Source organism: Dactylosporangium cerinum (assembly GCF_042653625.1).
GTDB lineage: Bacteria > Actinomycetota > Actinomycetes > Mycobacteriales > Micromonosporaceae > Dactylosporangium > Dactylosporangium cerinum.
On the sequence record NZ_JBHSIU010000015.1, the window covers coordinates 26,470 to 47,049 of the forward strand.

The 20,580-nt window shown below is 72.0% G+C and carries 17 protein-coding genes; 9 read left to right on the forward strand and 8 right to left on the reverse strand.

Translation table 11 applies throughout. The features are described from left to right. Positions 1-208 precede the first annotated feature (208 nt). Positions 209-664, forward strand: coding sequence for a gamma-glutamylcyclotransferase family protein (locus ACFPIJ_RS15035; protein ID WP_033358353.1), 456 nt, complete (start codon positions 209-211; stop codon positions 662-664). A 22-nt stretch (positions 665-686) separates the two neighbouring features. On the opposite strand, the gene ACFPIJ_RS15040 is transcribed toward ACFPIJ_RS15035, so the two are convergent. From ACFPIJ_RS15040 to ACFPIJ_RS15050, 3 genes are all read right to left on the reverse strand, one after another. Beyond that, a complete protein-coding gene (locus ACFPIJ_RS15040) occupies positions 687-1,637 on the reverse strand; it encodes a GNAT family N-acetyltransferase (protein WP_380115502.1) in 951 nt (316 codons plus the stop codon). Beyond that, a complete protein-coding gene (locus ACFPIJ_RS15045; protein ID WP_203848100.1) occupies positions 1,634-2,383 on the reverse strand; it encodes an SCO6745 family protein in 750 nt (249 codons plus the stop codon). The genes ACFPIJ_RS15040 and ACFPIJ_RS15045 overlap by 4 nt, the downstream gene beginning before the upstream one ends. Positions 2,384-2,452: 69 nt before the next feature. After that, positions 2,453-3,253: a TolC family protein gene (locus ACFPIJ_RS15050; RefSeq protein ID WP_380115504.1), complete on the reverse strand. Its 801-nt coding sequence runs from the start codon at positions 3,251-3,253 to the stop codon at positions 2,453-2,455. A 22-nt stretch (positions 3,254-3,275) separates the two neighbouring features. Between ACFPIJ_RS15050 and ACFPIJ_RS15055 the strand changes: the two genes are divergently transcribed. After that, positions 3,276-3,845 (forward strand): 3'-5' exonuclease, encoded by a 570-nt coding sequence (locus tag ACFPIJ_RS15055; protein WP_380115505.1) that lies wholly within the window; start codon positions 3,276-3,278, stop codon positions 3,843-3,845. A gap of 6 nt (positions 3,846-3,851) precedes the next feature. Here the strand turns inward: ACFPIJ_RS15055 and ACFPIJ_RS15060 are convergent, their stop codons facing one another. After that, a complete protein-coding gene (locus ACFPIJ_RS15060) occupies positions 3,852-4,481 on the reverse strand; it encodes an MBL fold metallo-hydrolase (RefSeq protein WP_380115506.1) in 630 nt (209 codons plus the stop codon). Positions 4,482-4,622: 141 nt separating this feature from the next. On the opposite strand from ACFPIJ_RS15060, the gene ACFPIJ_RS15065 reads away from it, so the two are divergent. Continuing rightward, positions 4,623-5,849, forward strand: coding sequence for a DUF4349 domain-containing protein (locus ACFPIJ_RS15065; protein ID WP_380115507.1), 1,227 nt, complete (start codon positions 4,623-4,625; stop codon positions 5,847-5,849). Between the two features lie 56 nt (positions 5,850-5,905). Here ACFPIJ_RS15065 and ACFPIJ_RS15070 read toward each other — a convergent pair whose 3' ends face one another. Both ACFPIJ_RS15070 and ACFPIJ_RS15075 read right to left on the reverse strand, forming a co-directional pair. Next, positions 5,906-8,152: a hypothetical protein gene (locus ACFPIJ_RS15070; protein WP_380115508.1), complete on the reverse strand. Its 2,247-nt coding sequence runs from the start codon at positions 8,150-8,152 to the stop codon at positions 5,906-5,908. Positions 8,153-8,248: 96 nt separating this feature from the next. Beyond that, positions 8,249-9,532 (reverse strand): amidohydrolase, encoded by a 1,284-nt coding sequence (locus ACFPIJ_RS15075; RefSeq protein WP_380115509.1) that lies wholly within the window; start codon positions 9,530-9,532, stop codon positions 8,249-8,251. A gap of 656 nt (positions 9,533-10,188) precedes the next feature. Here ACFPIJ_RS15075 and ACFPIJ_RS15080 point away from each other — a divergent pair. Then, positions 10,189-12,117 (forward strand): serine/threonine-protein kinase, encoded by a 1,929-nt coding sequence (locus ACFPIJ_RS15080; protein ID WP_380115510.1) that lies wholly within the window; start codon positions 10,189-10,191, stop codon positions 12,115-12,117. A 222-nt stretch (positions 12,118-12,339) separates the two neighbouring features. Beyond that, positions 12,340-13,938 carry a phospho-sugar mutase gene (locus ACFPIJ_RS15085; protein ID WP_380115512.1) on the forward strand — a complete coding sequence of 533 codons (1,599 nt, stop codon included), beginning with the start codon at positions 12,340-12,342 and terminating at the stop codon, positions 13,936-13,938. Here ACFPIJ_RS15085 and ACFPIJ_RS15090 read toward each other — a convergent pair. Both ACFPIJ_RS15090 and upp read right to left on the reverse strand, forming a co-directional pair. Next, complete coding sequence (locus tag ACFPIJ_RS15090) at positions 13,933-15,093, reverse strand: glycoside hydrolase family 26 protein (protein WP_380115513.1); 1,161 nt, start codon at positions 15,091-15,093, stop codon at positions 13,933-13,935. The genes ACFPIJ_RS15085 and ACFPIJ_RS15090 overlap by 6 nt on opposite strands. 265 nt (positions 15,094-15,358) lie before the next feature. Continuing rightward, positions 15,359-15,991 carry a uracil phosphoribosyltransferase gene (gene upp / locus ACFPIJ_RS15095; RefSeq protein ID WP_380115514.1) on the reverse strand — a complete coding sequence of 211 codons (633 nt, stop codon included), beginning with the start codon at positions 15,989-15,991 and terminating at the stop codon, positions 15,359-15,361. A 24-nt stretch (positions 15,992-16,015) separates the two neighbouring features. Between upp and deoC the strand changes: the two genes are divergently transcribed. From deoC to ACFPIJ_RS15115, 4 genes are all read left to right on the forward strand, one after another. After that, a complete protein-coding gene (gene deoC, locus ACFPIJ_RS15100; RefSeq protein WP_380115515.1) occupies positions 16,016-16,951 on the forward strand; it encodes a deoxyribose-phosphate aldolase in 936 nt (311 codons plus the stop codon). A gap of 4 nt (positions 16,952-16,955) precedes the next feature. After that, positions 16,956-18,386 (forward strand): aldehyde dehydrogenase family protein, encoded by a 1,431-nt coding sequence (locus tag ACFPIJ_RS15105; RefSeq protein WP_380115517.1) that lies wholly within the window; start codon positions 16,956-16,958, stop codon positions 18,384-18,386. Continuing rightward, positions 18,376-19,251 carry an aldehyde dehydrogenase family protein gene (locus ACFPIJ_RS15110; RefSeq protein WP_380115518.1) on the forward strand — a complete coding sequence of 292 codons (876 nt, stop codon included), beginning with the start codon at positions 18,376-18,378 and terminating at the stop codon, positions 19,249-19,251. Before ACFPIJ_RS15105 ends, ACFPIJ_RS15110 begins: the two co-directional genes overlap by 11 nt. A gap of 91 nt (positions 19,252-19,342) precedes the next feature. Beyond that, on the forward strand, positions 19,343-20,521 hold the full coding sequence (locus ACFPIJ_RS15115) for a DNA primase (protein ID WP_380115519.1): 1,179 nt from the start codon (positions 19,343-19,345) through the stop codon (positions 20,519-20,521). The last annotated feature ends 59 nt before the right edge of the window (positions 20,522-20,580 follow it).

The window sequence follows — 20,580 nt, forward strand, 5'->3', positions numbered from 1 at the left end:
CGCGGGGGGTTTCCCACCCCACGCCCCCCATGCGTCGCTGCGCGCCGCACTCGTGCCTTCTCGGCCTTGTCGCCACATTGTCCCCCTTCGGCGCGGGCCTCCGGGCAGCGACCCAGCCGAACGGCGTCGCCGCGCCGACGAGTGGATCCGAATCCGACACGCTCTGCAGTATTCACTCCCGCACCCTGACGGGTTTATCGTCATCGCCGTGCGTCATTACGCCGCGTATGGCTCGAACCTGGACCCAGCCCGCATGCGGGCCTACTGTCCGTATTCGCCGATGATCGGCACCGGCTGGCTGGAAGGCTGGCGGCTGACGTTCGCCGGTGAGGATGTCCTCGGCTGGGAGGGCTCGGTCACCACGATCGTCGAGTCACCCGGCGACCGGGTCTTCGTCGCGCTCTACGACGTCCACCCCAACGACGAGAAGCAGCTCGACGAGGTCGAGGGCGCGCTCGCCGGCACGTACCAGAAGCTGCACCTGCGCGTGGCCACGCTCGACGGCGACGCGACGGCGTGGGTGTACGTCTTCAACGGGTACGAGGGCGGCCTGCCGACGGCCTGGTATCTCGCCGAGATCGCGAACGCGGCGGCGAAGGCCGGGGCGCCCGCCGACTATCTCGACGCGCTGCGCGCCCGGCCCACGAAGACCGCCATGCCGTAGTTGCCGGCCGGGCCCTGCGGCCTCAACCGCCGAGCGGCCGCTCGTAGACGTCCGCGGCGAACACCACCGTCATGCCGACGCCGGTGTAGAGCTGATACGCGCCCGTCGGGTTGGTCAGGTCGACGCCGAGACCGGCCGAGGTGCGCCCCTTGGCCGCGTATGCCGCGAACGCCGTGCGCAGCAGCGCCCCACCGATGCCGGTCTTGCGGTGCCCGCGCAGCACGGCCAGGTTCTTGATCCAGCCCTCGCCGCGCTCCACGGCCTGGTCGGCGGACTGCAGCACGCCCACGATCTCGCCGCCGGACAGCGCCACGAACCACTCGTCCCAGCTGGTCGACACCAGGCTGTCGATCCAGGTGCGCCAGTCCTCGTAGGTCGTCGGCTCGAAGTCGGGGGCGTCGGCGAAGGCGGCCTCGAGCACCTCGTGAAACCGGGGCAGCTCGTCGGGGCGGACCGGACGGATGTCGAAGCCGGTGGGCGGGCGCTCGTCGCCGGTGAGCGGGCGGGTCATCCGGGCGTGGCGCTTGACGAACGCGAAGCCGTTCGCCTCCAGCACCGACACCAGCGCCGTCTCCGAGGCGAGCGTCCCGGCCCGCAGCACGCCGTCGGTGAAGCCGTTGCCGCGGGACCGCTCGACCGCCCTGGCGACGGCCAGGTCCAGCAGCGGGCCGTAGGCGGGCTCGCCGCGGCCGGGCCAGGCGTAGAGCTCGACGTTGTCGCGGTCGCCGCGCTTCGGGTTGTCGACATACGCCCAGGCGACCGGGACGCCGTCGGGGCCGGCGGCGAGCCACGTGTCGACCGACGGGTCCTCGGCCGGGGCGGTCAGGGTCTCCACGACCTCGTCCTCGGACCAGTCGGGTTCGCCGAGGGCGGCCATGTCACTGGCCCGGGTGATCGCGAGGATCGCCGCCACGTCGCGCAGCGTGCACCCACGGACGGTCCAGCCGTCGAGGCCGGTCAAGGGACGTGTCATACCGGTGCCGCCTCCTGAACGGTGGTCACCGCCGCGTCGAGCAGGTTGACGAGCTCGATGCGTTCGGTGGGGGCCAGTGCGCGGAACGCCTCGCCGGCGATCCGGTCGGTGAGGGCCTCGGCCCAGCTGCGGCGGCGCACGAGCGGCTCGAACGGCGGGAACGGCGGCTGCCAGCCGAACGCCGTCGCGCCGGCCTCACCCTCGGGGCCGGCGATGATCGCCTCCAGGGGGCTCAGGCCGCTGGCCCGGATCGCCAGGAGGTGCGCGGCGCCGCGGTGCTCGCGCAGCAGGTGGGCCAGGACGGCGGCGCGGGCGCCGGGTGAGTCGTCGGGCAGCGGCATCGCCCGCCACGCCGCGAACAGCGGCATGCCGGCGGTCTCGGCGCTGACGACGACCCGCTCGGCGAGCTCGACCAGCTTCGGCAGCGCGTAGAAGCTCTCCAGGTGCTCGCGGCCCCACCGGCAGCACTCGTCGAGGTTGTCGGCGGCGATCTGCTCGGGCGGGGCGACCTTGCGCGCGGCGTCCCAGCCGTCCTGCACCGCCTCCGGCGCGATGAAGCCGAGCGCCGCGGCGACGGTGTCGGCCCGCACGTCGCCGAGGGCACCGCCGCGGCCGGCGACGTAGAACGCCCAGCCGGTCAGTCCGATCTGCCGAGCGCGGCGCATGGTCTTGGGGTCGTCGCTGAACGCGCCGCCCAGCATCAGGACGGCCTGCTTCGCTGCCGCTGCCGCCTGCTCGGGAGTCACCCGGCTCATTCTGCCTGCTCGGGTGGATCACCGAGTACTCACACGTTCGTGGGAGGCATCCGGTCGGGTTCAGGACAGGTCCGCGAGGGCGTCCTGCGCGATTTTCACCCGCTTCTCGGCTGATTTGATGGCCTTCTCCGCAGCGGCGACGGCGCGCTCCGCCTCGGACTTCGCCGTCTCCGCGTCGGTCAGCTGCTGCAGCGCCGTCATCAGTTCGCGCCGGGCCTGCTTGACGACCCTGGCGTGCTCCTCCTCGGCGCGGCGCCGCTCCTCCTCCCGCCGCCGGGCCTCGGCCCGCTGCTCCCGGTCGTCCTGCGTCGGCGCGGACCGTTTCGCGGTCACGGTGCTGAGCTGGGGCGCGTCGTCGCCGCCCTGCAGGAGCCGCAGCTGCGGTCGCGGGGTCTCCCCGAAGCCGGTGTACTCGAGCGATTTCGTCAGCGCTCCCTCCTGTACCGCCGCCGCCACCGTCGAATCAGCGAGCGCTGCCGCGAAGGTTCCCTCCACCTCCTGCAGCGGAAGGTTGCCCCGGTCGGGTCCGGCGAGGCGGGCGGCCTCCTTCGCCAGGGCGGCGACGGTGGAGCGGCGCCTGGTCGACAGCTCCCGCAGCTCCGCGCCGCGCAGCTCGCGCTGGGCGTCGCGGAGTTCCGCGGCCAGCTCCAGGAGCTCCTCCACCAGGTCGGGGCGCTCGTGGGCGAGGAGGTTGACCAGCCACGCGGCGACCGTCGGCTTGCGCAGCTTGCCGATCACGCCGGCGAGCCCGGTGTCGCGCGCCGCGCGGGCCCTGGCGACCTCCTCGGCGCGCACCGCGACGAACTCCTCCGGCGGCACCGCGTACAACCTGGCCACCACGGCGGCGAGCGCATCGTCCACCACCCGATCGTAGGATCAGCGGATGCGCGCGGACGTCTATTTCTCCCTCGATGTCGAGGCCGACGGCCCGATTCCGGGGCCGTACTCGATGGTGAGCCTCGGCCTGGCGGTCGCCGGCCGCTCCGACGGGGTGTTCACCGCGGCGGACCCGACCGCCGACACGTTCTACCGGGAGCTGCGCCCGATCAGCGACGACTTCGTCCCCGAGGCCCTGGCGGTGTCCGGCCTGGACCGGGCGGCCCTGCTCCGCGACGGCGCCGACCCGGCCACCGCCATGAGCGAGCTCAGCGCGTGGGTGACGCGCACCGCGGGCGCCGGGCGGCCCGTCATCGTCGCCTACCCGGCCGTGTTCGACTGGATGTTCCTGTACTGGTACCTGCTGCGCTTCACCGGCGCCAGCGTCTTCGGCCACTCGGGCTGCCTGGACATCAAGACCCTGTACGCGGTCCGCGCGGGCGTCCCGATCGGCGCGGCCGTGAAGAGCCGCATGCCGGCGCACCTGCTCTCGAAGCGCCGGCACACCCACCACGCCCTGGACGACGCCATCGAGCAGGCGGAGCTGTTCGCGAACCTGATGGCCTGGCGGCCCTGAGCCCTTCTAGGCGATGCTGGTGCCGGGCTCCAGGCGGGCGTACCGGGTGCCGGACAGCTGGGTCATGTGCCCGGTGACCATCTGCTGGCCGGCGTCCACCAGCATGCTGTCGTGCAGCGCGAACGCCCGCTCCGGGGCGACGTTCCGGGTGAAGTCGATCGCCTCGGCGAGCTTCAGCCACGGCGCGGACACCGGCACGAACAGCGTGGCGATCTCCTCGTCGGGGACGTGGAACGCGTCGCCGGGGTGATACAGCGGGCCGTCCGGGGTGTCGATCACGAAGCCGACGTTGACGATCCGCGGGATGTCGGGGTGGATGACCGCGTGCCGGCCGCCGTGGGCGCGGACCGTCATCCCGGCGGCGACGAAGGTGTCACCGGGGGCGACCGCGTACAGGTCGGCGTCGAGGTCGGCGAGCTGCGCCTCGACGTCGGCGTGGGTGTGCACGGTGAGCTCGGGTCGTTTCAGCGCCCGCAGCGCCTCGATGTCGACGTGGTCGAAGTGCTCGTGGGTGATGAGGACGGCGTCGGCGCCGTCGAGGGCCTCCGCCTCGGTGTAGACACCCGGGTCGATCACCAGCACCCCGCCGCTGTGCTCGATGCGCAGACACGCGTGCGTGAACTTGGTGATGCGCATGACTCCTGGTCCCTTCGCCGTGTTCTCGCCGTGGCTCTGCCGTGTCGTAACCGTGACGCTGCGCCCGGGAACCGGTGCGGCGCCCGGGTGCGTCCCAGGTGGCAGTTCGATCGCTCCGATCGACCCTACCCAGGAGGCGTCATGTCAGTCAGGCGCACCAGACTGTTCCTCACGGCGGTGAGTGCCGTGCTGCTCGTGGCGGTGAGCGGCTGCGGCGCCAACGACAAGGAGGCCCCGGCCGCCAGCAGCGCCGACCGCGGCGGGGTCGCGCCCGGGGTGGCGCAGGAGGGCGGTGCCGGCCCCGCCAGGGAGCCCGTCCAGGACCCGGCCAAGGAGCCGAACAAGGTCCCCGACAACCTCGACGTCGAGAACCGTTCGATCATCTACGCCGGCACGATGACCGTCCGCGTGGACGACGTCGACGCCGCGGCCGCCAAGGCCATCTCGTTCGCCACCCAGGCGGGCGGCTTCGTCGGCGGCGACAACCGCCGGCGCGACGACCGCCGCTCGACGGGCACGCTGGTGCTGCGCATCCCGGCGGCGAAGTTCACGCCGACCCTCGAGCAGCTCAAGGACCTCGGCGACGAGGAGGACCGCACCATCACCGCGCAGGACGTCACCGACCAGGTCGTCGACGTCCAGGCCCGGCTGGACAACGCCGCGGCGAGCGTCGACCGGATCCGCGCGCTGCTGGCGAAGGCGACCACGATCGGCGAGATCACCTCGCTGGAGTCGGAGCTGTCGCGCCGCCTGTCCGACCTCGAGTCCCTGCAGGCGCGCAAGCGCAAGCTCGACGGCCTGACCGCGCTGTCGACGATCACCCTGCAGCTGCTCGGCCCCGAGGCGGCGATTACCAAGGACAAGGACGAGATCGGGGTCGCGGCCGGGTTCAAGAACGGCCTGGAGGCGTTCCTGGCCTCGCTGCAGGTGGCGCTGACGGTGCTGGGTTGGTTGACCCCGTGGATCCTGCTCCTGGGTGTGCCGGTGTACGTCCTGGTCTGGCTGATCCGCCGGTACCGGCCGAAGCGCCCGGCACTGGTCGCCGCGGGCGGCCCGGCTGCGGGTCCGGCTCCGGGCTGGAACCCGCAGTTCCCGGCCGCCCCGCGCCCGGGGTACGGCCCGCGCTCCGGCCCGCTGCTGGCGCCGGTGCCGCCGGCCCGCGGCCCGGTCTCCGCGCCGCCGGCCACCGCTGGTCCTGTCTCCGCGCCGCCCGCGGCCGCTGATCCCGGCTCCGCGCCGGTGTCGGCGGGGGCTGACGCCGTCTCCGCGCCGCCTGCCGGCGGTCCGGCCGACGGTGGCGGTGCCGGTCCGGCCACCGCACCGCCTGCCGGCGACGGCGGGGAGCCGGGCCGGCCACCGCAGCGGTGAGCGGTCGTGCGGCCCGCCGGCGGCGCCGGGCCGCACCACCGGTGCGCCACGTCCGGTCAGGCAGTCGAGGGCGCCGACGGGTTCGAGACCGTCGGCGGCTCGTCCGAGGCGCCCGACAGGACCGTCGCGAGTCCGGCCACGGCGGCGCCGAACGCGGGCCGCAGCTGATAGCCGGAGTGTCCGTCAACCTTGGGGAACACCGTGTCACCGGGTGCGATGTCGAAGCCCGGCGGGTCCACCAGCCGCACATCCCGTGCGGTCGGTGCCTGCACCGGGCCGCCGATCGGGTCGGTGTCCCGCCAGAGGTTGACCCAACGGGGGCTGTGCTGACCCGCGTCGAGGACGCCATCCTCGGGTCGGGCCAGCACCGCGCCGATCCGCGTCAGCACCGCGTCGTTGATGTAGGCGGGGAAGAAGTGGGCGTACAGGCGGCGCAGCGGCGAACCGTAGGTCAGCAGCGTGGTGCGGGCCTGCGCCTCGGGCGGCAGTTGCAGCACGGTCGCGGCGGCCAGGACGGTGCCCTGGCTGTGCCCGGACAGGATGACCCCGCCCTGCTCGGCGGCGAGCCAGCCGGTGCGCCGGGCGAGCTCGGGCACGACCCGCTCCGCGTAGCAGGGCGGCGCGAGGGGATGCGCGGCCCGCGGCCAGAACGTGCCGAGGTCCCACAGGACGCCGACGATCCGGCGGAAGCGTTGATACCGGTACGCCAGAATCCCGATGAACACGAGCGCGAACGCTGACAGGCCGATGAGATAGGTGCCCAGGTTGACGACGGTCGACGTCACCTCGGCCGCGGCGGACCCCGACGCCGCCAGCCGGATCGGCCGCAGCCCGAGCAGCGCGAACCCGGTCGCGACGACCGCCGCCGCGGCAGCCGGGACGAACACCCAGACCAGCATGCGCCCGACGTGGTCGGTGACGAGGGCGTCGGCAACGGCGGTGTCGATGTGCCGGGCCCGCCCGGCGTCGCGCAGCCGGCCACCGCGGAAGTCCGCGTCGGTGACGACCCGGGCATACCGGCGCAGGCGGCGCACCATCGGCAGCCCCATCGTCAGCGCGACCAGCGCGGCGAGCACGAGCAGCAGGACGAAGCCGGCGGCGGCCCACTCGTATGCGGGCGGTGGCTCGATGACCAGGCGGCCCTCGTCGTAGTCCGCGGTGGACGGCAGCGAACGCCGGTCGAGGAAGTCGGCGACCCGGTAGGCCATCCCGGCGGCGAACGCGACCGCGACGCCGAGTCCGGTGCTGGCGATCAGCGGCCCCGCGAGCCCCAGCAGGAAGGTGCCCTTCGGGCGGGTCACCAGGACGACCCCGCCGAGGACCAGCATCAGCAGGACCTGCACGGCGAAGAGCACGGTGACGGTGCCGCTGAACGCCGGCATCCGGTCCCTGGCCGTCCACGGGTCGCGGGTCAGGCAGGCGTACGCGAGGACGAGGCCGGTCAGCCCGACGGCGGCATGGCTGAGCACCCGGGTGAACGGCTTCGCCCAGCCGGCCGGGGTGTCCCGGTGCACGACGGCGCGCAGGGTCACCGCGACGACGCCGAGCAGCAGGATGAGGGCGGTGGCGGCGGCGAGGACGTAGCCGGCCGGGTGCCGGTCGTGCGGGACGAGGACGGCGAGGAGCGCCGCGTCGAGGGTGCCGAACGCGACCGCGATGTGCAGCGACCGGAGCCGGCCGACGAGCGGCCGGCCGTTCCAGAAGCACGGGTGCGCCAGGCCGTCGCCGTCGCCCTCGGTGGTGATCGGGTACGCCTCGTAGCGGGCCCAGGTGCGCCGGCCCAGGAACCACAGGAACGCGATCGCGAGGACCGGGATCAGCGCGGTGACGGCGAGCCGGCGGCTGGTGGTGGCGAACGTGCCGTCCGCGAGCACCGACAGGTACCCGCGGTCCTGCAGGCAGCGGGGCAGCGCCGCGCACTGCCAGCCGACCAGATCCATCGAGATCTCGACGAACGCCAGGACGAACGACGCGGTCATGGTCAGCGCGAAGACGCGGGTCAGGGCCCGGATCGCCGTCCTGGCGCGGTCGCCGACGTCGGGGCGCAGCCAGATCGCGACGTTGGCGAACATGAACGGCAGCAGGAGCAGCCAGAGCGCGCGGGCGGCGGCACCGGCGGTGAGGTTGCCCCAGCGGTACGCCTCCAGGGTCACGCCGCCCGCTCCGGCGCCCGCGCCGTATTCCGCGCGGGGCCGGAAGAACCCGGCGTCGGTGTCGCCCGCGACCCGCCGCAGCAGCGGCCGGTCGAGGACGTCCTCCGCCGGGGTGCCCGTGACGCCGTGCACTCGCAGTTCAGTGACCACGGTCCATGGCTATCAGACCGGTGGGCTTTGAGACATCCCCCGGTCGCCTGCGGTTCTGGCTCGGTTGCCTCGGCTCGGCTGCTTCGGCTCGGCTGCTTAGAAGGCGCCCGCGCTCAGTGCGGCGAGGGCGGTGTGCACCATGACCCGGACGCCGTAGCCGATCGCACGCTCGTCGACGTCGAACAGCGACTGGTGGATGTCGAACTTCTGGTCCGACCCGGGCACGCCGACGCCGAGGCGGATCATCGAGCCCGGCACGCCGTCGAGGTAGAACGCGAAGTCCTCGCCACCCATGCTGATCTCCGCCTCGACGACCCGGTCCGGGCCGAGCGCGGCACCGGCGGCGCCGGCGATGACCGCGGTGGCCAGGCGGTCGTTGACGACCGGGGGCACGCCGCGGGTGTACTTGACCTCGACGTCGGCACCGGTCGGCGCGATGACGTCGTGGACCAGCTTGGTGACCAGCTCCGGCACGTCGCGCCAGGCGTCGCGGCTGAGGACCCGGATGGTGCCGCGGGCGATGCCCTCGATCGGGATCGCGTTGGCCGCCTCGCCGGCGCGCACGGCACCCCACACCATGGAGACCCCGGCGCGGGCGTCGAGCTTGCGGTCCAGCAGCGACGGCACGTCCACCAGGATCCGGCCGAGCGCGTGCACGAGGTCGGCGGTCAGGTGCGGCCGGGCGGTGTGCCCGCCGCGTCCCGTGAGCCGGACCTCGATCTTGTCGGCGGCGGCGGTGAACGGCCCGGAGCGGACCCCGACCAGCCCGACCGGCAGCTGCGGCGCGCAGTGCAGCGCGAAGATCGCGGCGACGTCCTTGAGCCCGCCGGCGGCGATGACCTCGGGCGCACCCGACGGCATCGTCTCCTCGGCCGGCTGGAACAGCAGCCGCACCCGGCCCGGCAGCTCGTCGCGCTCGGCCAGCTGGGCCAGGGCGAGACCGACACCGAGCAGGATCGTGGTGTGGACGTCGTGCCCGCACGCGTGGCAGACGTTGTCGACGGTGGAACGGTAGGGCACGTCCTTGGTGTCCGGCAGCGGCAGGGCGTCCAGGTCGGCACGCAGCGCGATGACCCGGTCGCCGTAGCCGATGTCGCACATGACGCCGTTGCCCTTGGGCAGCATGCGGGGCGACAGGCCGGCGCGGGTCAGCTCGCGGGCGACCAGGGCCGCCGTCTCGAACTCCTGGCCGGAGAGCTCCGGATGCGCGTGAATGTGACGTCGCACGGCTACGAGCTCGGCACCCCGGGAGGTGAGCCAGCGGTCGAGCTGACCGGGCAGCGGATCGGCCCCGGGTGGAGTCTCGGGCCAGGACGACGTCAACTTGCTGACCCGTGCCGCCGCGGCGGCAGGATCGGGCAGCATCAGCGCTCTCGTCACGGTGAGTTCTCTATTTCGGTCTAAAGGAGCGGCCCGCCCCATGCGTGCCACGGACAGACTAACTGGGTCAAGGTGACGGAGCGCAACATCATTCTCGTGATGTTGAGATAGCTGAGCGTCACTTGATTGGTACTGGAGGCGTAAAGTTGCTGGCCTCGTCGGAAGTGTGCGGTCCGCTTCAGACAAGTACCCCCCACCTCCTACAACGGGTGACAGGCGCCACGGTCACGTGGTGTCGCGAGTAATTTTTCGCTTCGGTGCTGCCGTCATCGTCGCCGATGATCGACGCACAGTGACGGACGACGTCGCAGAGTGGCATGAACCCGGGGGTTGGCGCCGCACCGTGCGTGCGTCCGACCCCCGGATCGGCAGGTGCACCAGGAAATCCAGGGAAAGTAGTCCCCCGATGTTCCGGATGCGTTTCAGTACTCCTGCGTAGACGCTCCGTCCGACCCTCCGGGTTCCCCGAATGAGCGGATTCAATCCAACCGGTTCAGCAGCGCAACAAGATCAGCACACACGGTTGCGTGCGGGTCACGGTACGGTGAAGGACGGGACCCCACCTTTCTTAACCGGCGAGCAGCAAGCAAGATAGTGGGGACCGCGGTCGTACAGCGAGAAAGTCATCTTCCCTCCATGACGACGGTTTACTGCCTGTGACTCAGCTCCCGACGTGGCACGGCGAGCCACTGCCACCCACCGGCGCTCTGGCTTCCGCCGGAGCCGGGCGTGATCCTGCGCGCGGCCCCGAGCAGCGGGAGCCCCGCGAACCCGGCTCCACGAGCATGCCCGTGCCCGGGCAGCGCGCTGCCCCGGGCGTGGTGATCGGCGGGCGCTACGCGCTGCGCACCGCCATCGGTCACGGCGGCATGGGCACCGTGTGGCGCGCCAGCGACACCGTGCTGCGCCGCGACGTGGCGGTCAAAGAGGTGATACTGCCGCCCAACATGGCCCCCAGCGACCGCGACTCGATGTATCAGCGGACGCTGCGCGAGGCCCGCGCCGCGGCGGCACTGTCACACCCAGCCGTCGTCCAGGTCTACGACGTGGTCACCGAGGCCGGCCGCCCATGGATCGTCATGGAGCTGCTGCAGGCCCGCAGCCTCGCCGAGATGATCGTGGAGGACGGCCCTCTGGCCGCCCGCGCCGTCGCCAAGATCGGCATCGCGCTGCTCGGTGCGCTCGAGGTGGCCCACGCCGCCGGCGTCCTGCACCGCGACGTCAAACCGGCCAACGTCCTCATCGCCGGCGACGGCCGCTGCGTGCTCACCGACTTCGGCGTGGCACGGATGCCCACCGACAGCGAGCTGACCACGCCCGGCATGGTGCTCGGCTCGCCGCACTTCATCTCCCCCGAGCGGGCCATCGGCGCGAAGTTCGGGCCGCCCAGCGACCTGTTCTCCCTCGGCGTCACGCTCTACACCGCGGTCGAGGGCCGGCCGCCGTTCGACCGGCGCGACCCGTTCGAGACGATGCGCGCCGTCGTCGAGGAGCCCCCGGCCCAGGCGGTCCGCGCCGGCCCGCTCGCCGGCGTGCTCTACGGCCTGCTGGAGAAGGACCCGGCCCGCCGCTGGAACGTCGAGACCGCCCGCGCGGTCCTGCGTGACCTGCTCGCCGGCCCCCTCGCCAGCAACGCCCCCGCACATATGACGGACCCGTATGCGGTGGTCCGCCCGACGCACCAGCCGACGGTCGCGACCCCGCAGCACTCCCCGACCGGCCAGATCGGCGGCCGGGCGATGATCGCCCCCGGCGAGACGGTCAGCGGCGCCATGCGGCGCATGCACTCCGGCGGCCCGTCCCACCAGGCCCAGGACCCCGAGCTGGAGCGCACCGACGCCAGCCGGTATGCGGCCTACCAGGACGGCCCGCTCGGCACCACCGACTGGACCCAGGCCCCGGCCGAGCCCCCGAAGCCGCCCGGCACCGACTTCAAGCGCATCGTCACCCAGGCACCGCGCTGGGCGAAGGTCGCCGTCGCCGCGGGCGTCGTGGTCGTCCTGGTCATCGCGCTGTCGATGTCCGGCCTGTTCTCCAGCGGCGGCTCGGACGCGCAGAACGGCAAGCCCCCGGTCACCACGTCGAGCGGCCCGGCCCGGCCCCTGCTGGACGTGGAGTCCTTCAGCCACCCCGGCGGCATCACGGTCAACATCCCGAAGGGCTGGGCGAAGAAGCAGCTCGGCAACGCGACCGCGCCCTACTTCGACATCACCGACCCGGCCGACGCCAACCGCCGCATCCGCATCAACATCGAGAAGGCGTCGAACACGCCCCGCGCCTTCCTCGAGGGCGCGGAGAACCGGCTGAAGTCGACGGCGTCCAGCTGCACCCAGCCGTACACCCACGTCGACATGACCGACAACAAGCTCGACGGCCACGACGCCGCGGTCCTCGAATACACCTGCGGCGCCGGTGACCAGCAACGGCACGCCCTGTGGGACGCCGTGGTCCTCAACGGCAAGAGCTACCACTTCTTCGTGACCGTGCCCGAGGCCAAGTTCACCGAGAGCAAGGTCATCTTCGAGGAGATGGTCCGCTCGTTCAAGCTCACCACCCCGTCGGCGGGCGCCTCCACCGGCCAGTGACCCCGCCCCGGTCCATGATCAGATGACGGATCCGGTCAGGAGCCGCGCCCAGCGCGCTGCCCGACCGGATCCGCCGTCCGACCACGGCCGACACCGCCGGCACGGGCCACCGCTCCACCCCACGGTCGGCACCCGTGGGACGGCTTGACGGCGCGGAGTGGGGTGGGGGCGGGGAAGGGCTGAGGCGGCTCGGGGTGGGGCGGGGCGTGCTAAGAACGACGGATGAGTGATCTGCGCGCCGAAGCGGAGGCCTGGCTGGCCGACGATCCCGACCCCGCCGGCCGGGACGAGTTGCGGGCCGTGCTCGACGATCACCAGGAGTTGCGGGAGCGGTTCGCGGGGCCTTTGACGTTCGGCACGGCCGGGCTGCGGGGGCCGCTGCGGGCCGGGCCGAACGGCATGAACCTCGCCGTCGTGCGGGGCGCCGCGGCCGGGCTCGTCCGCTGGCTGGCGGAGACCGGGGTCGAGGGGCCGCTCGTCGTCGGGTACGACGCCCGCCACGGCTCGAAGGCGTTCGCCGAGGAGACCGCGAGGGTGGCGCAGGGCGCCGGGCGGCGCGCGCTGGTGCTGCCCAGGCCGCTGCCGACGCCGGTGCTCGCGTTCGCGGTGCGGCACCTCGACGCCGCCGCCGGGGTCATGGTGACCGCGAGTCACAACCCTCCGCAGGACAACGGCTACAAGGTGTACCTCGGCGACGGCTCGCAGATCGTGCCGCCCGCGGACCGGGAGATCGAGCGGGCGATCCGGGCGGTCGGGCCGCTGCTGGACGTGCCGCTGGGTGACCCCGGCGAGACCCTGGGCGAGGACGTGGTCGACGCGTACGTGGACAGTGCCCTGCGCACCGTCGAGCCTGAGGTGCCGCGGGACCTCGTCATCGCGTACACCCCCATGCACGGAGTAGGAAAAGACGTATTTATCCGGACAATCACCGAAGCGGGGTACCCGGAACCGAACGTCGTCGCGGAGCAGGCCGAGCCCGATCCCGAGTTCCCGACGGTCAAGTTCCCGAACCCGGAGGAGCCAGGCGCGACCGACCTGCTGCTCGCCCTCGCGACGGAGACCGACTCGGACATCGCGATCGCCAACGACCCCGACGCCGACCGGTGCGCAGTGGCGATCAAGGCAGAAGAGGGCTGGCGGCTGCTCAGGGGTGACGAGGTCGGGGTCCTGCTCGCCGACCACCTGATGCGCCGCGGCGTCAAGGGCCGGTACGCGACCACCATCGTGTCCTCCAGCCTGCTGTCCAGGATGTGCGAGTCCCACCAGTTGCCCTACGGCGAGACGCTCACCGGCTTCAAGTGGATCGTCCGGGCCGGCGACGACCTGGTCTTCGGCTACGAGGAGGCGCTGGGGTACTGCGTCGCGCCCACCCACGTGCGGGACAAGGACGGCATCACCGCCGCGCTGCTGGTGTGCGAGCTGGCCGCCGGGCTGAAGTCCGAGTTCAAGGACCTCGGCGACCGGCTCGACGAGCTCGCGCTGCGGCACGGCGTGCACGCCACGGACCAGCTGAGCGTCCGCGTCGACGACCTCGCCGACATCGCCACCGCCATGGCCACGATCCGGCAGCGGCCGCCGGTGGCGCTGCTCGACGAGCCGGTGCACGCGGTCGAGGACCTGCTGCCGGACGCCGACGTGCTGATCGTGCGGGCGGGCACGACCCGGGTGGTGGTGCGGCCGTCGGGGACTGAGCCGAAGCTGAAGGCGTACCTGGAGGTGGTCGAGCCGGTGACGGACGGCAACGTCACGGCCGCCCGCGAGAAGGCCCGGGCGTCCCTGGCCGCGCTGCGGACCGAAACAGCGGCCGCCCTGGGCTTATAGCGTCACCGAGAACACCGTCGACGCGGCCAGCTTCTGGAACTCCGAAAGGGCCGCCTGCGAGCTGTCCGGCCGGGTGTCGCCCTTGGGGGCGTTCGGCGAGTCGAAGTAGACGAGGGCCTTGATCGCGGGGAACCGGCCGAGCTGCTGGCGGACCGTCGAATAGATCCAGGCCTTCTGCGCCGGGTCGGCGGCATGCTCGTACACCCCCCATTCGGCGATCATGAGCGGCTTGTTGCCGTGCGTCCGGGTGGCCCAGGTGTAGAACCCGGGCCACTTCGCGGGATCCGAGGTGCGGTCGACCAGGTACGCGAAGTCGCCGTGGCCGTAGCCGCCGGGCCTGGCGAACAGGTAGGGGTCCATGCCGATCCAGTCGACGACGTCGTCACCGGGGTACAGGTCGCCGAACCACGGCTGCACGCACCAGGGCTCGTACGCCATGTAGACCATGACGAAGACGACATTGGTGACGCCGGCGGCGCGCAGGCGCAGGACGGTGTGCCGGTACATGGCGGCGTAGTCGCGGGCGGTCATGCCGCCGCCGGCCCGCACGTCGTTCTCCGGCTCGTGGTGCAGGGCGACGAACAGCTTCCCCGGGAACGCCTTCAGCCGGGCCGCGGCCCGGTCGATGCGGGCGTCCTGCCCGCCGGCGGCGACGTCGGCCCAGGTCGTGTTCCAGGCGACCTTCCAGTTGGCGAACAGGATCCGCTTGCGGGCCTGCTGCACGGTGGCGATCTCGTCGGCGGTCGGCCAGACCTCGTCGCCGCGGTGGTAGGAGTGCAGGATGTCGGCGGGGCGGCCGGTGGTGCGCTCGAAGTTGCCCAGCGCCTTGGACGACGGCAGGTCGGTGAACGCGCCGGGCGCGACCCCCCACAGCAGCCCGCAGCCCGGCACCAGCTTCGCGCTCAACCCGCAGCGGGTGCCTTCCAGGGCCTTCTTGCTTTGGGAGGGCGCCGCCGATTTCGGAGATGCCGGCGGCGAGCCGGCGGTGCCGAGGCTTTCCGTGTCAGGTCGCTGCGTCGCCGGTACGGAGACAGCCCGTCGTTCGGGTCTACCACCGCCGGTCGCCGCGAGGGCGCCGGAGCCGACGAGGATCCCCACCGTGACGGCGACGGCGAGGACTGGATGGGTGCGCAGGAACGAGCGTCGGTGCTTCATCGCCGGTCACCGTAGGCCGCTGCTCAGCCCGTCAGGCAATGGCTGAGCAGCAGATATCCCCCGAACCGGCGACGGGAATTAAGGTGCGGTTCAAATTCGGACCGAGTGGGAGCGAAGCGAGCATGGGGGGTGTGGGGAGGCGCAGCCCCCCACGAAACCGGCGGCGAAGCCGACGGAGCTAGGAACAGTTCGAGTGGGAGCGAAGCGAGCATGGGGGGTGTGGGGAGGCGCAGCCCCCCACGGAACCGCCGGCGAAGCTTCGGAGCTAGAAGCGGGGCATGCCGCCGAACTGCCGGTCGCCGGCGTCGCCGAGGCCTGGGACGATGTACATGCGCTCGTTGAGCTTCTCGTCGATCGCGGCCGTGACCAGGCGGATCGGCAGGCCGGAGTCGGCCAGTCGCTCGATGCCGGCGGGCGCGGCGAGCACGCACAGCACGGTGATGTCGGTCGCGCCGCGGTCGACCAGCAGCCGCACGCAGTGCAGCAGCGAGCCGCCGGTGGCGAGCATCGGGTCGAGGACCAGCACCGGGATGCCCTTGAGGTCACCGGGCAGTGACTCCATGTAGGCGCGCGGCTCGTAGGTCTCCTCGTCGCGGGCCAGCCCGACGAAGCCCATCGAGGACTCCGGCAGCAGCGCCAGGGCCGAGTCGGCCATGCCCAGCCCGGCCCGCAGGACCGGCACCAGCAGCGGAGGGTTGGCCAGCCGGGTGCCTTCGGCCACGGCGACCGGCGTCTGCACCGGGAACTGCTCGGTGGCGAAGGAGCGGGCCGCCTCGTACACCAGCATCGTGGTGAGCTCGTGCAGCGCGGCACGGAACTGGCCGTTGTCGGTCCGTTCGTCACGCATCGCGGTCAGTCGCGACTTGGCCAGGGGGTGATCCACCACGAGTACGTCCACGAGAGCACAGCCTAGACTCAGGTCATGACCCTCACCGCCGAGGTCGCGCGCTCACAAGGCGCCCTGCGGACCTTCCTGCACGGTTTGCCCGGTGTCGACCAGGTTGGCGCGGAGCAGCGCGCCGCCATGCTGGGCACCCGGTCGATCAAGACGACGGCGAAGGCGCAGGCCCTGGATCTGGCGATCCGCATGGTCGACCTGACGACGCTCGAAGGCTCCGACACCCCCGGCAAGGTCCGGGCGCTGTGCGCGAAGGCGATCCGGCCCGACCCCGCCGACCCGACCTGCCCGAGCGCCGCCGCGATCTGCGTCTACCCAGCGATGATCTCGGTGGCCGCCGAGGCGCTGCACGGCAGCGGGGTCCACCTGGCCAGCGTCGCCACCGCCTTCCCGTCCGGGCAGGCGCCCCTCGACGTGAAGCTGGCCGACACCCGCGCGGCCGTCGCCGACGGCGCCGACGAGATCGACATGGTGATCAAGCGGGGCGCGTTCCTGGCCGGGCGGTATGCCGAGGTCCACGACGAGATCGTGGCGGTCAAGGAGGCGTGCGGCGACGCGCACCTCAAGGTCATCCTGGAAACCGGCGAGCTGGCCACCCTCGACAACGTGCGCCGCGCCTCCTGGCTGGCGATGCTGGCCGGCGCCGACTTCATCAAGACCTCGACCGGCAAGATCCAGCCGGCGGCGACGCTGCCGGTGACGCTGGTCATGCTGGAGGCGGTGCGCGACTTCCGGGCCGCGACCGGCCGGATCATCGGGGTGAAGCCCGCCGGCGGCATCCGCACGGCGAAGGACGCGATCAAGTACCTGGTCATGGTCAACGAGACCGCCGGCCCCGACTGGCTGGACCCCGACCGGTTCCGGTTCGGCGCCTCCACGCTGCTCAACGACCTGCTCATGCAGCGGACCAAGCTTGCCACCGGCCACTACGCGGGCCCCGACTACTTCACCTTGGACTAGGACGATGGATTTTCAGTACGCACCGGCGCCGGAGTCACGTTCGGTCGTCGACATCCGGTCCTCCTACGGCCTGTTCATCAACGGCGCGTTCGTCGACGGGCGGGGCGAGTCGTTCAAGTCGGTCAACCCGGCCACCGAGGAGGCCCTGGCCGACATCGCGGCAGCCTCCTCGGAGGACGTCGACGCGGCGGTGCAGGCGGCGCGTCATGCCTTCGACACCGTCTGGGGCCCGATGCCCGGGCGGGAGCGCGCCAAGTACCTGTTCCGGATCGCCCGGATCATCCAGGAACGGGCCCGTGAGCTCGCGGTGCTCGAGTCCCTCGACAACGGCAAGCCGATCCGCGAGTCGCGCGACGTCGACGTGCCGCTCGTCGCCGCCCACTTCTTCTACTACGCGGGCTGGGCCGACAAGCTGCCGTACGCCGGCTTCGGCCCGGACCCGAAGCCGCTCGGCGTGGCCGCTCAGGTCATCCCGTGGAACTTTCCGTTGTTGATGTTGGCGTGGAAGATCGCGCCGGCGCTCGCGGCGGGCAACACGGTGGTGCTGAAGCCGGCCGAGACGACGCCGCTGACGGCGCTGCTGTTCGCGGAGATCTGCCAGCAGGCCGAGCTGCCGCCGGGCGTGGTCAACATCGTCACCGGCGCCGGGGACACCGGCCGGCTGCTCGTCGAGCACGCCGGCGTCGACAAGGTGGCGTTCACCGGCTCGACCGAGGTCGGGCGGTCCATCGCGCGGGCCGTCGCCGGCACCCGCAAGCGGCTCACCCTCGAGCTGGGCGGCAAGGCCGCCAACATCGTCTTCGACGACGCGGCGCTCGACCAGGCGGTCGAGGGCGTGGTCAACGGCATCTTCTTCAACCAGGGGCACGTCTGCTGCGCCGGGTCCCGGCTGCTGCTGCAGGAGTCCGTGGCGGAGGAGTTCCTCGATGCGCTGAAGCGGCGGATGGCGCAGCTGCGGGTCGGTGACCCCCTGGACAAGAACACCGACGTCGGTGCGATCAACTCCGCCGCGCAGCTGGCCCGGATCCGGCAGCTGTCGCAGATCGGCGAGGACGAGGGCGCCGAGCGCTGGTCCGCGCCGTGCGAGCTGCCGTCGCGCGGCTACTGGTTCACCCCGACGCTCTTCACCGGCGTGACGCAGGCGCACCGGATCGCCCGCGAGGAGATCTTCGGGCCGGTCCTGTCGGTGCTGACGTTCCGCACCCCCGACGAAGCCGTCGAGAAGGCCAACAACACGCCCTACGGGCTGTCCGCCGGGATCTGGACCGAGAAGGGCTCCCGGATCCTGCACATCGCGGACCGGCTGCGCGCCGGCGTCGTGTGGGCCAACACCTTCAACAAGTTCGACCCGACGTCACCCTTCGGCGGCTACAAGGAATCCGGCTACGGCCGCGAGGGTGGCCGTCACGGGCTGGAGGCATACCTTGAGCACTGAGTCACCGGCACGGCTCGCCGTGCGCAAGACGTACAAGCTGTACATCGGCGGCGCGTTCCCCCGCAGCGAGTCCGGGAGGTCCTACCAGGTGCATTCCGCCTCCGGCGCGTTCCTGGCCAACGCCGCGCTCGGCTCCCGCAAGGACGCCCGCGACGCGGTCAAGGCGGCCCGCGCGGCCGTCGGCAAGTGGTCCGGCGCCACCGCCTACAACCGCGGCCAGGTCCTGTACCGGGTGGCCGAGGTCCTCGAGGGCCGGCACGAGCAGTTCGTCAGCGAGGTGAAGGCCGCCGAGGGCGGCTCGCGTAAGGAGGCCGCGGCCCAGGTGGACGCCGCGATCGACCGGTGGGTCTGGTATGCGGGCTGGTCGGACAAGATCGCGCAGATCCACGGCGGGGCCAACCCGGTCGCCGGGCCGTACTTCAACCTGTCCGCGCCCGAGCCGACCGGGGTCGTGGCCGTCGTCGCGCCCGCCGGCTCTTCGCTGCTCGGCCTGGTCAGCGTCATCGCACCGGCGATCGTGACGGGCAACACCGTCGTGGTCATCGCCTCCACCGACCGGCCGCTGCCGGCGATCTCGCTCACCGAGGTCCTCGCCACCTCCGACCTGCCGGGCGGCGTCGTCAACGTCCTCACCGGGAAGGCCGCGGAGATCGCGCCGTGGCTCGCCTCGCACCAGGACGTCAACGCCATCGACCTCACGGGTGTGACGGACGACACGCTCGCCAAAGACTTGGAAGTCGCGGCAGCGGAGAACCTGAAGCGGGTGATCCGACCTGCTGACCCTGACTGGAGCGCCGATCCGGGCGTGTCCCGCATGCTGGCCCTGCTGGAGATCAAGACGGTCTGGCACCCCAAGGGGGTCTGACCGTCGCCAACCGGGCACACTAGGGTGTTTGTGCGCGAGGCCATGTAAGTGAGCAGTGTGCCCGCACGCCGAGCCGACTACGGAGGTCACAGTGGCCCGCCAGTCTTCCCGTCCGTCTTCTTCACGTCCGGCGTCCTCGCGCCCAGCAGCGGCGAAGAAGAGCACACCGGCCCCGGAGCCGGCCGCCGCCGAAGAGGTTTCGGACATTTCTGACACCACTGAGACGACGGACGTCGTTGAGGACGTCGACGCCGTCGAGGACGTTGAGGCGGCTGAGGACGTCGAGACGGTTGAGGACGACGAGGTCGAGGACGACGACGCCGACTTCAACGAGGAGGACGGCGGCCGGGAGCGCTCGGCGCAGGCCGACGCGATGTGGACCGACGTCAACATCGAGCCGGTCGAGATCGCGCTGCCGAAGGGCGTCGGCTACACCCTGCGGGCCTACCGGCTGTCGACCGAGCTCACCCCGACCGAGCTGGACGAGGAGGAGGACGACTTCGCGATCCTCCACCGCCGCGAGGTCGACGTGGACGAGGAAGAGGTCGTCATCCTCGACGAGAACGCGGAGCTGTTCGCCGAGGAGGAGCCCGAGCCGGCGGCGCTGAAGAAGCCCGCCAAGAAGAAGTCCGCACGGGACGAGGACGAGGACTCCGACGACGCGGATGACGCGGTCGCGAAGGACGAATCGGATGACGACGACGATGCCGACGAAACGGACGACGTCGACGCCGAGGCCGCCGAGGACGAGGACGACGATGAGGACGAGGACGAGGAGGAGCCCGAGGAGGTTCCCGCGTTCCTCGGCCACCGCGGCAAGCTGCTGCTCTTCCGCAGCGTCGAGGGGCTCGTCGAGTTCGTGAAGTCCGACGAGGAGCACGACCTGCTCCAGCTCGACACGTGGAGCAGCCTGAAGACCCGCATCACCGCCTCCGCGGTGGTGCCGAAGGACGAGGACCGCTACGAGCTGGACCTCGTCGTGGAGAACCTCCGCGGCGGTCAGGACGCCTGGGACGGCGAGCTGCTCATCGCCGCCGGCGAGGCCGCCCGCGACCTGGCCTACTCGCTGCGCCTGGAGGCGGTCCGCACCGCCCTTTCGCCCGGCTCCCCCCTCGACGACCTCGACGAGGCGCTGCGCGCAGCGGCCGGCGGCGGCGTCAGTGGCTTCTTCGCCAAGCGCCGGCTGAAGAAAATCGGGGCACAACAGGCAGCGCTCGGCTGGCGGACCATAATCGGCAAGATTTCTGCCGCTGTGGACTGGCGTGATTGATTTGTGACCGACAGGATCTAAGCCGTGGGCATTTTGGCACGGCGGGCAAGACCCGACCT

Bases quoted from the DNA above. Each gene is read 5' to 3' on its own strand.
- deoC (WP_380115515.1), top strand. From the start codon at position 16,016: ATGACCCTCACCGCCGAGGTCGCGCGCTCACAAGGCGCCCTGCGGACC.
- ACFPIJ_RS15090 (WP_380115513.1), bottom strand. From the start codon at position 15,093: ATGAAGCACCGACGCTCGTTCCTGCGCACCCATCCAGTCCTCGCCGTC.
- ACFPIJ_RS15085 (WP_380115512.1), top strand. From the start codon at position 12,340: ATGAGTGATCTGCGCGCCGAAGCGGAGGCCTGGCTGGCCGACGATCCC.
- ACFPIJ_RS15065 (WP_380115507.1), top strand. From the start codon at position 4,623: ATGTCAGTCAGGCGCACCAGACTGTTCCTCACGGCGGTGAGTGCCGTG.
- ACFPIJ_RS15040 (WP_380115502.1), bottom strand. From the start codon at position 1,637: ATGACACGTCCCTTGACCGGCCTCGACGGCTGGACCGTCCGTGGGTGC.
- ACFPIJ_RS15060 (WP_380115506.1), bottom strand. From the start codon at position 4,481: ATGCGCATCACCAAGTTCACGCACGCGTGTCTGCGCATCGAGCACAGC.
- ACFPIJ_RS15055 (WP_380115505.1), top strand. From the start codon at position 3,276: ATGCGCGCGGACGTCTATTTCTCCCTCGATGTCGAGGCCGACGGCCCG.
- ACFPIJ_RS15105 (WP_380115517.1), top strand. From the start codon at position 16,956: ATGGATTTTCAGTACGCACCGGCGCCGGAGTCACGTTCGGTCGTCGAC.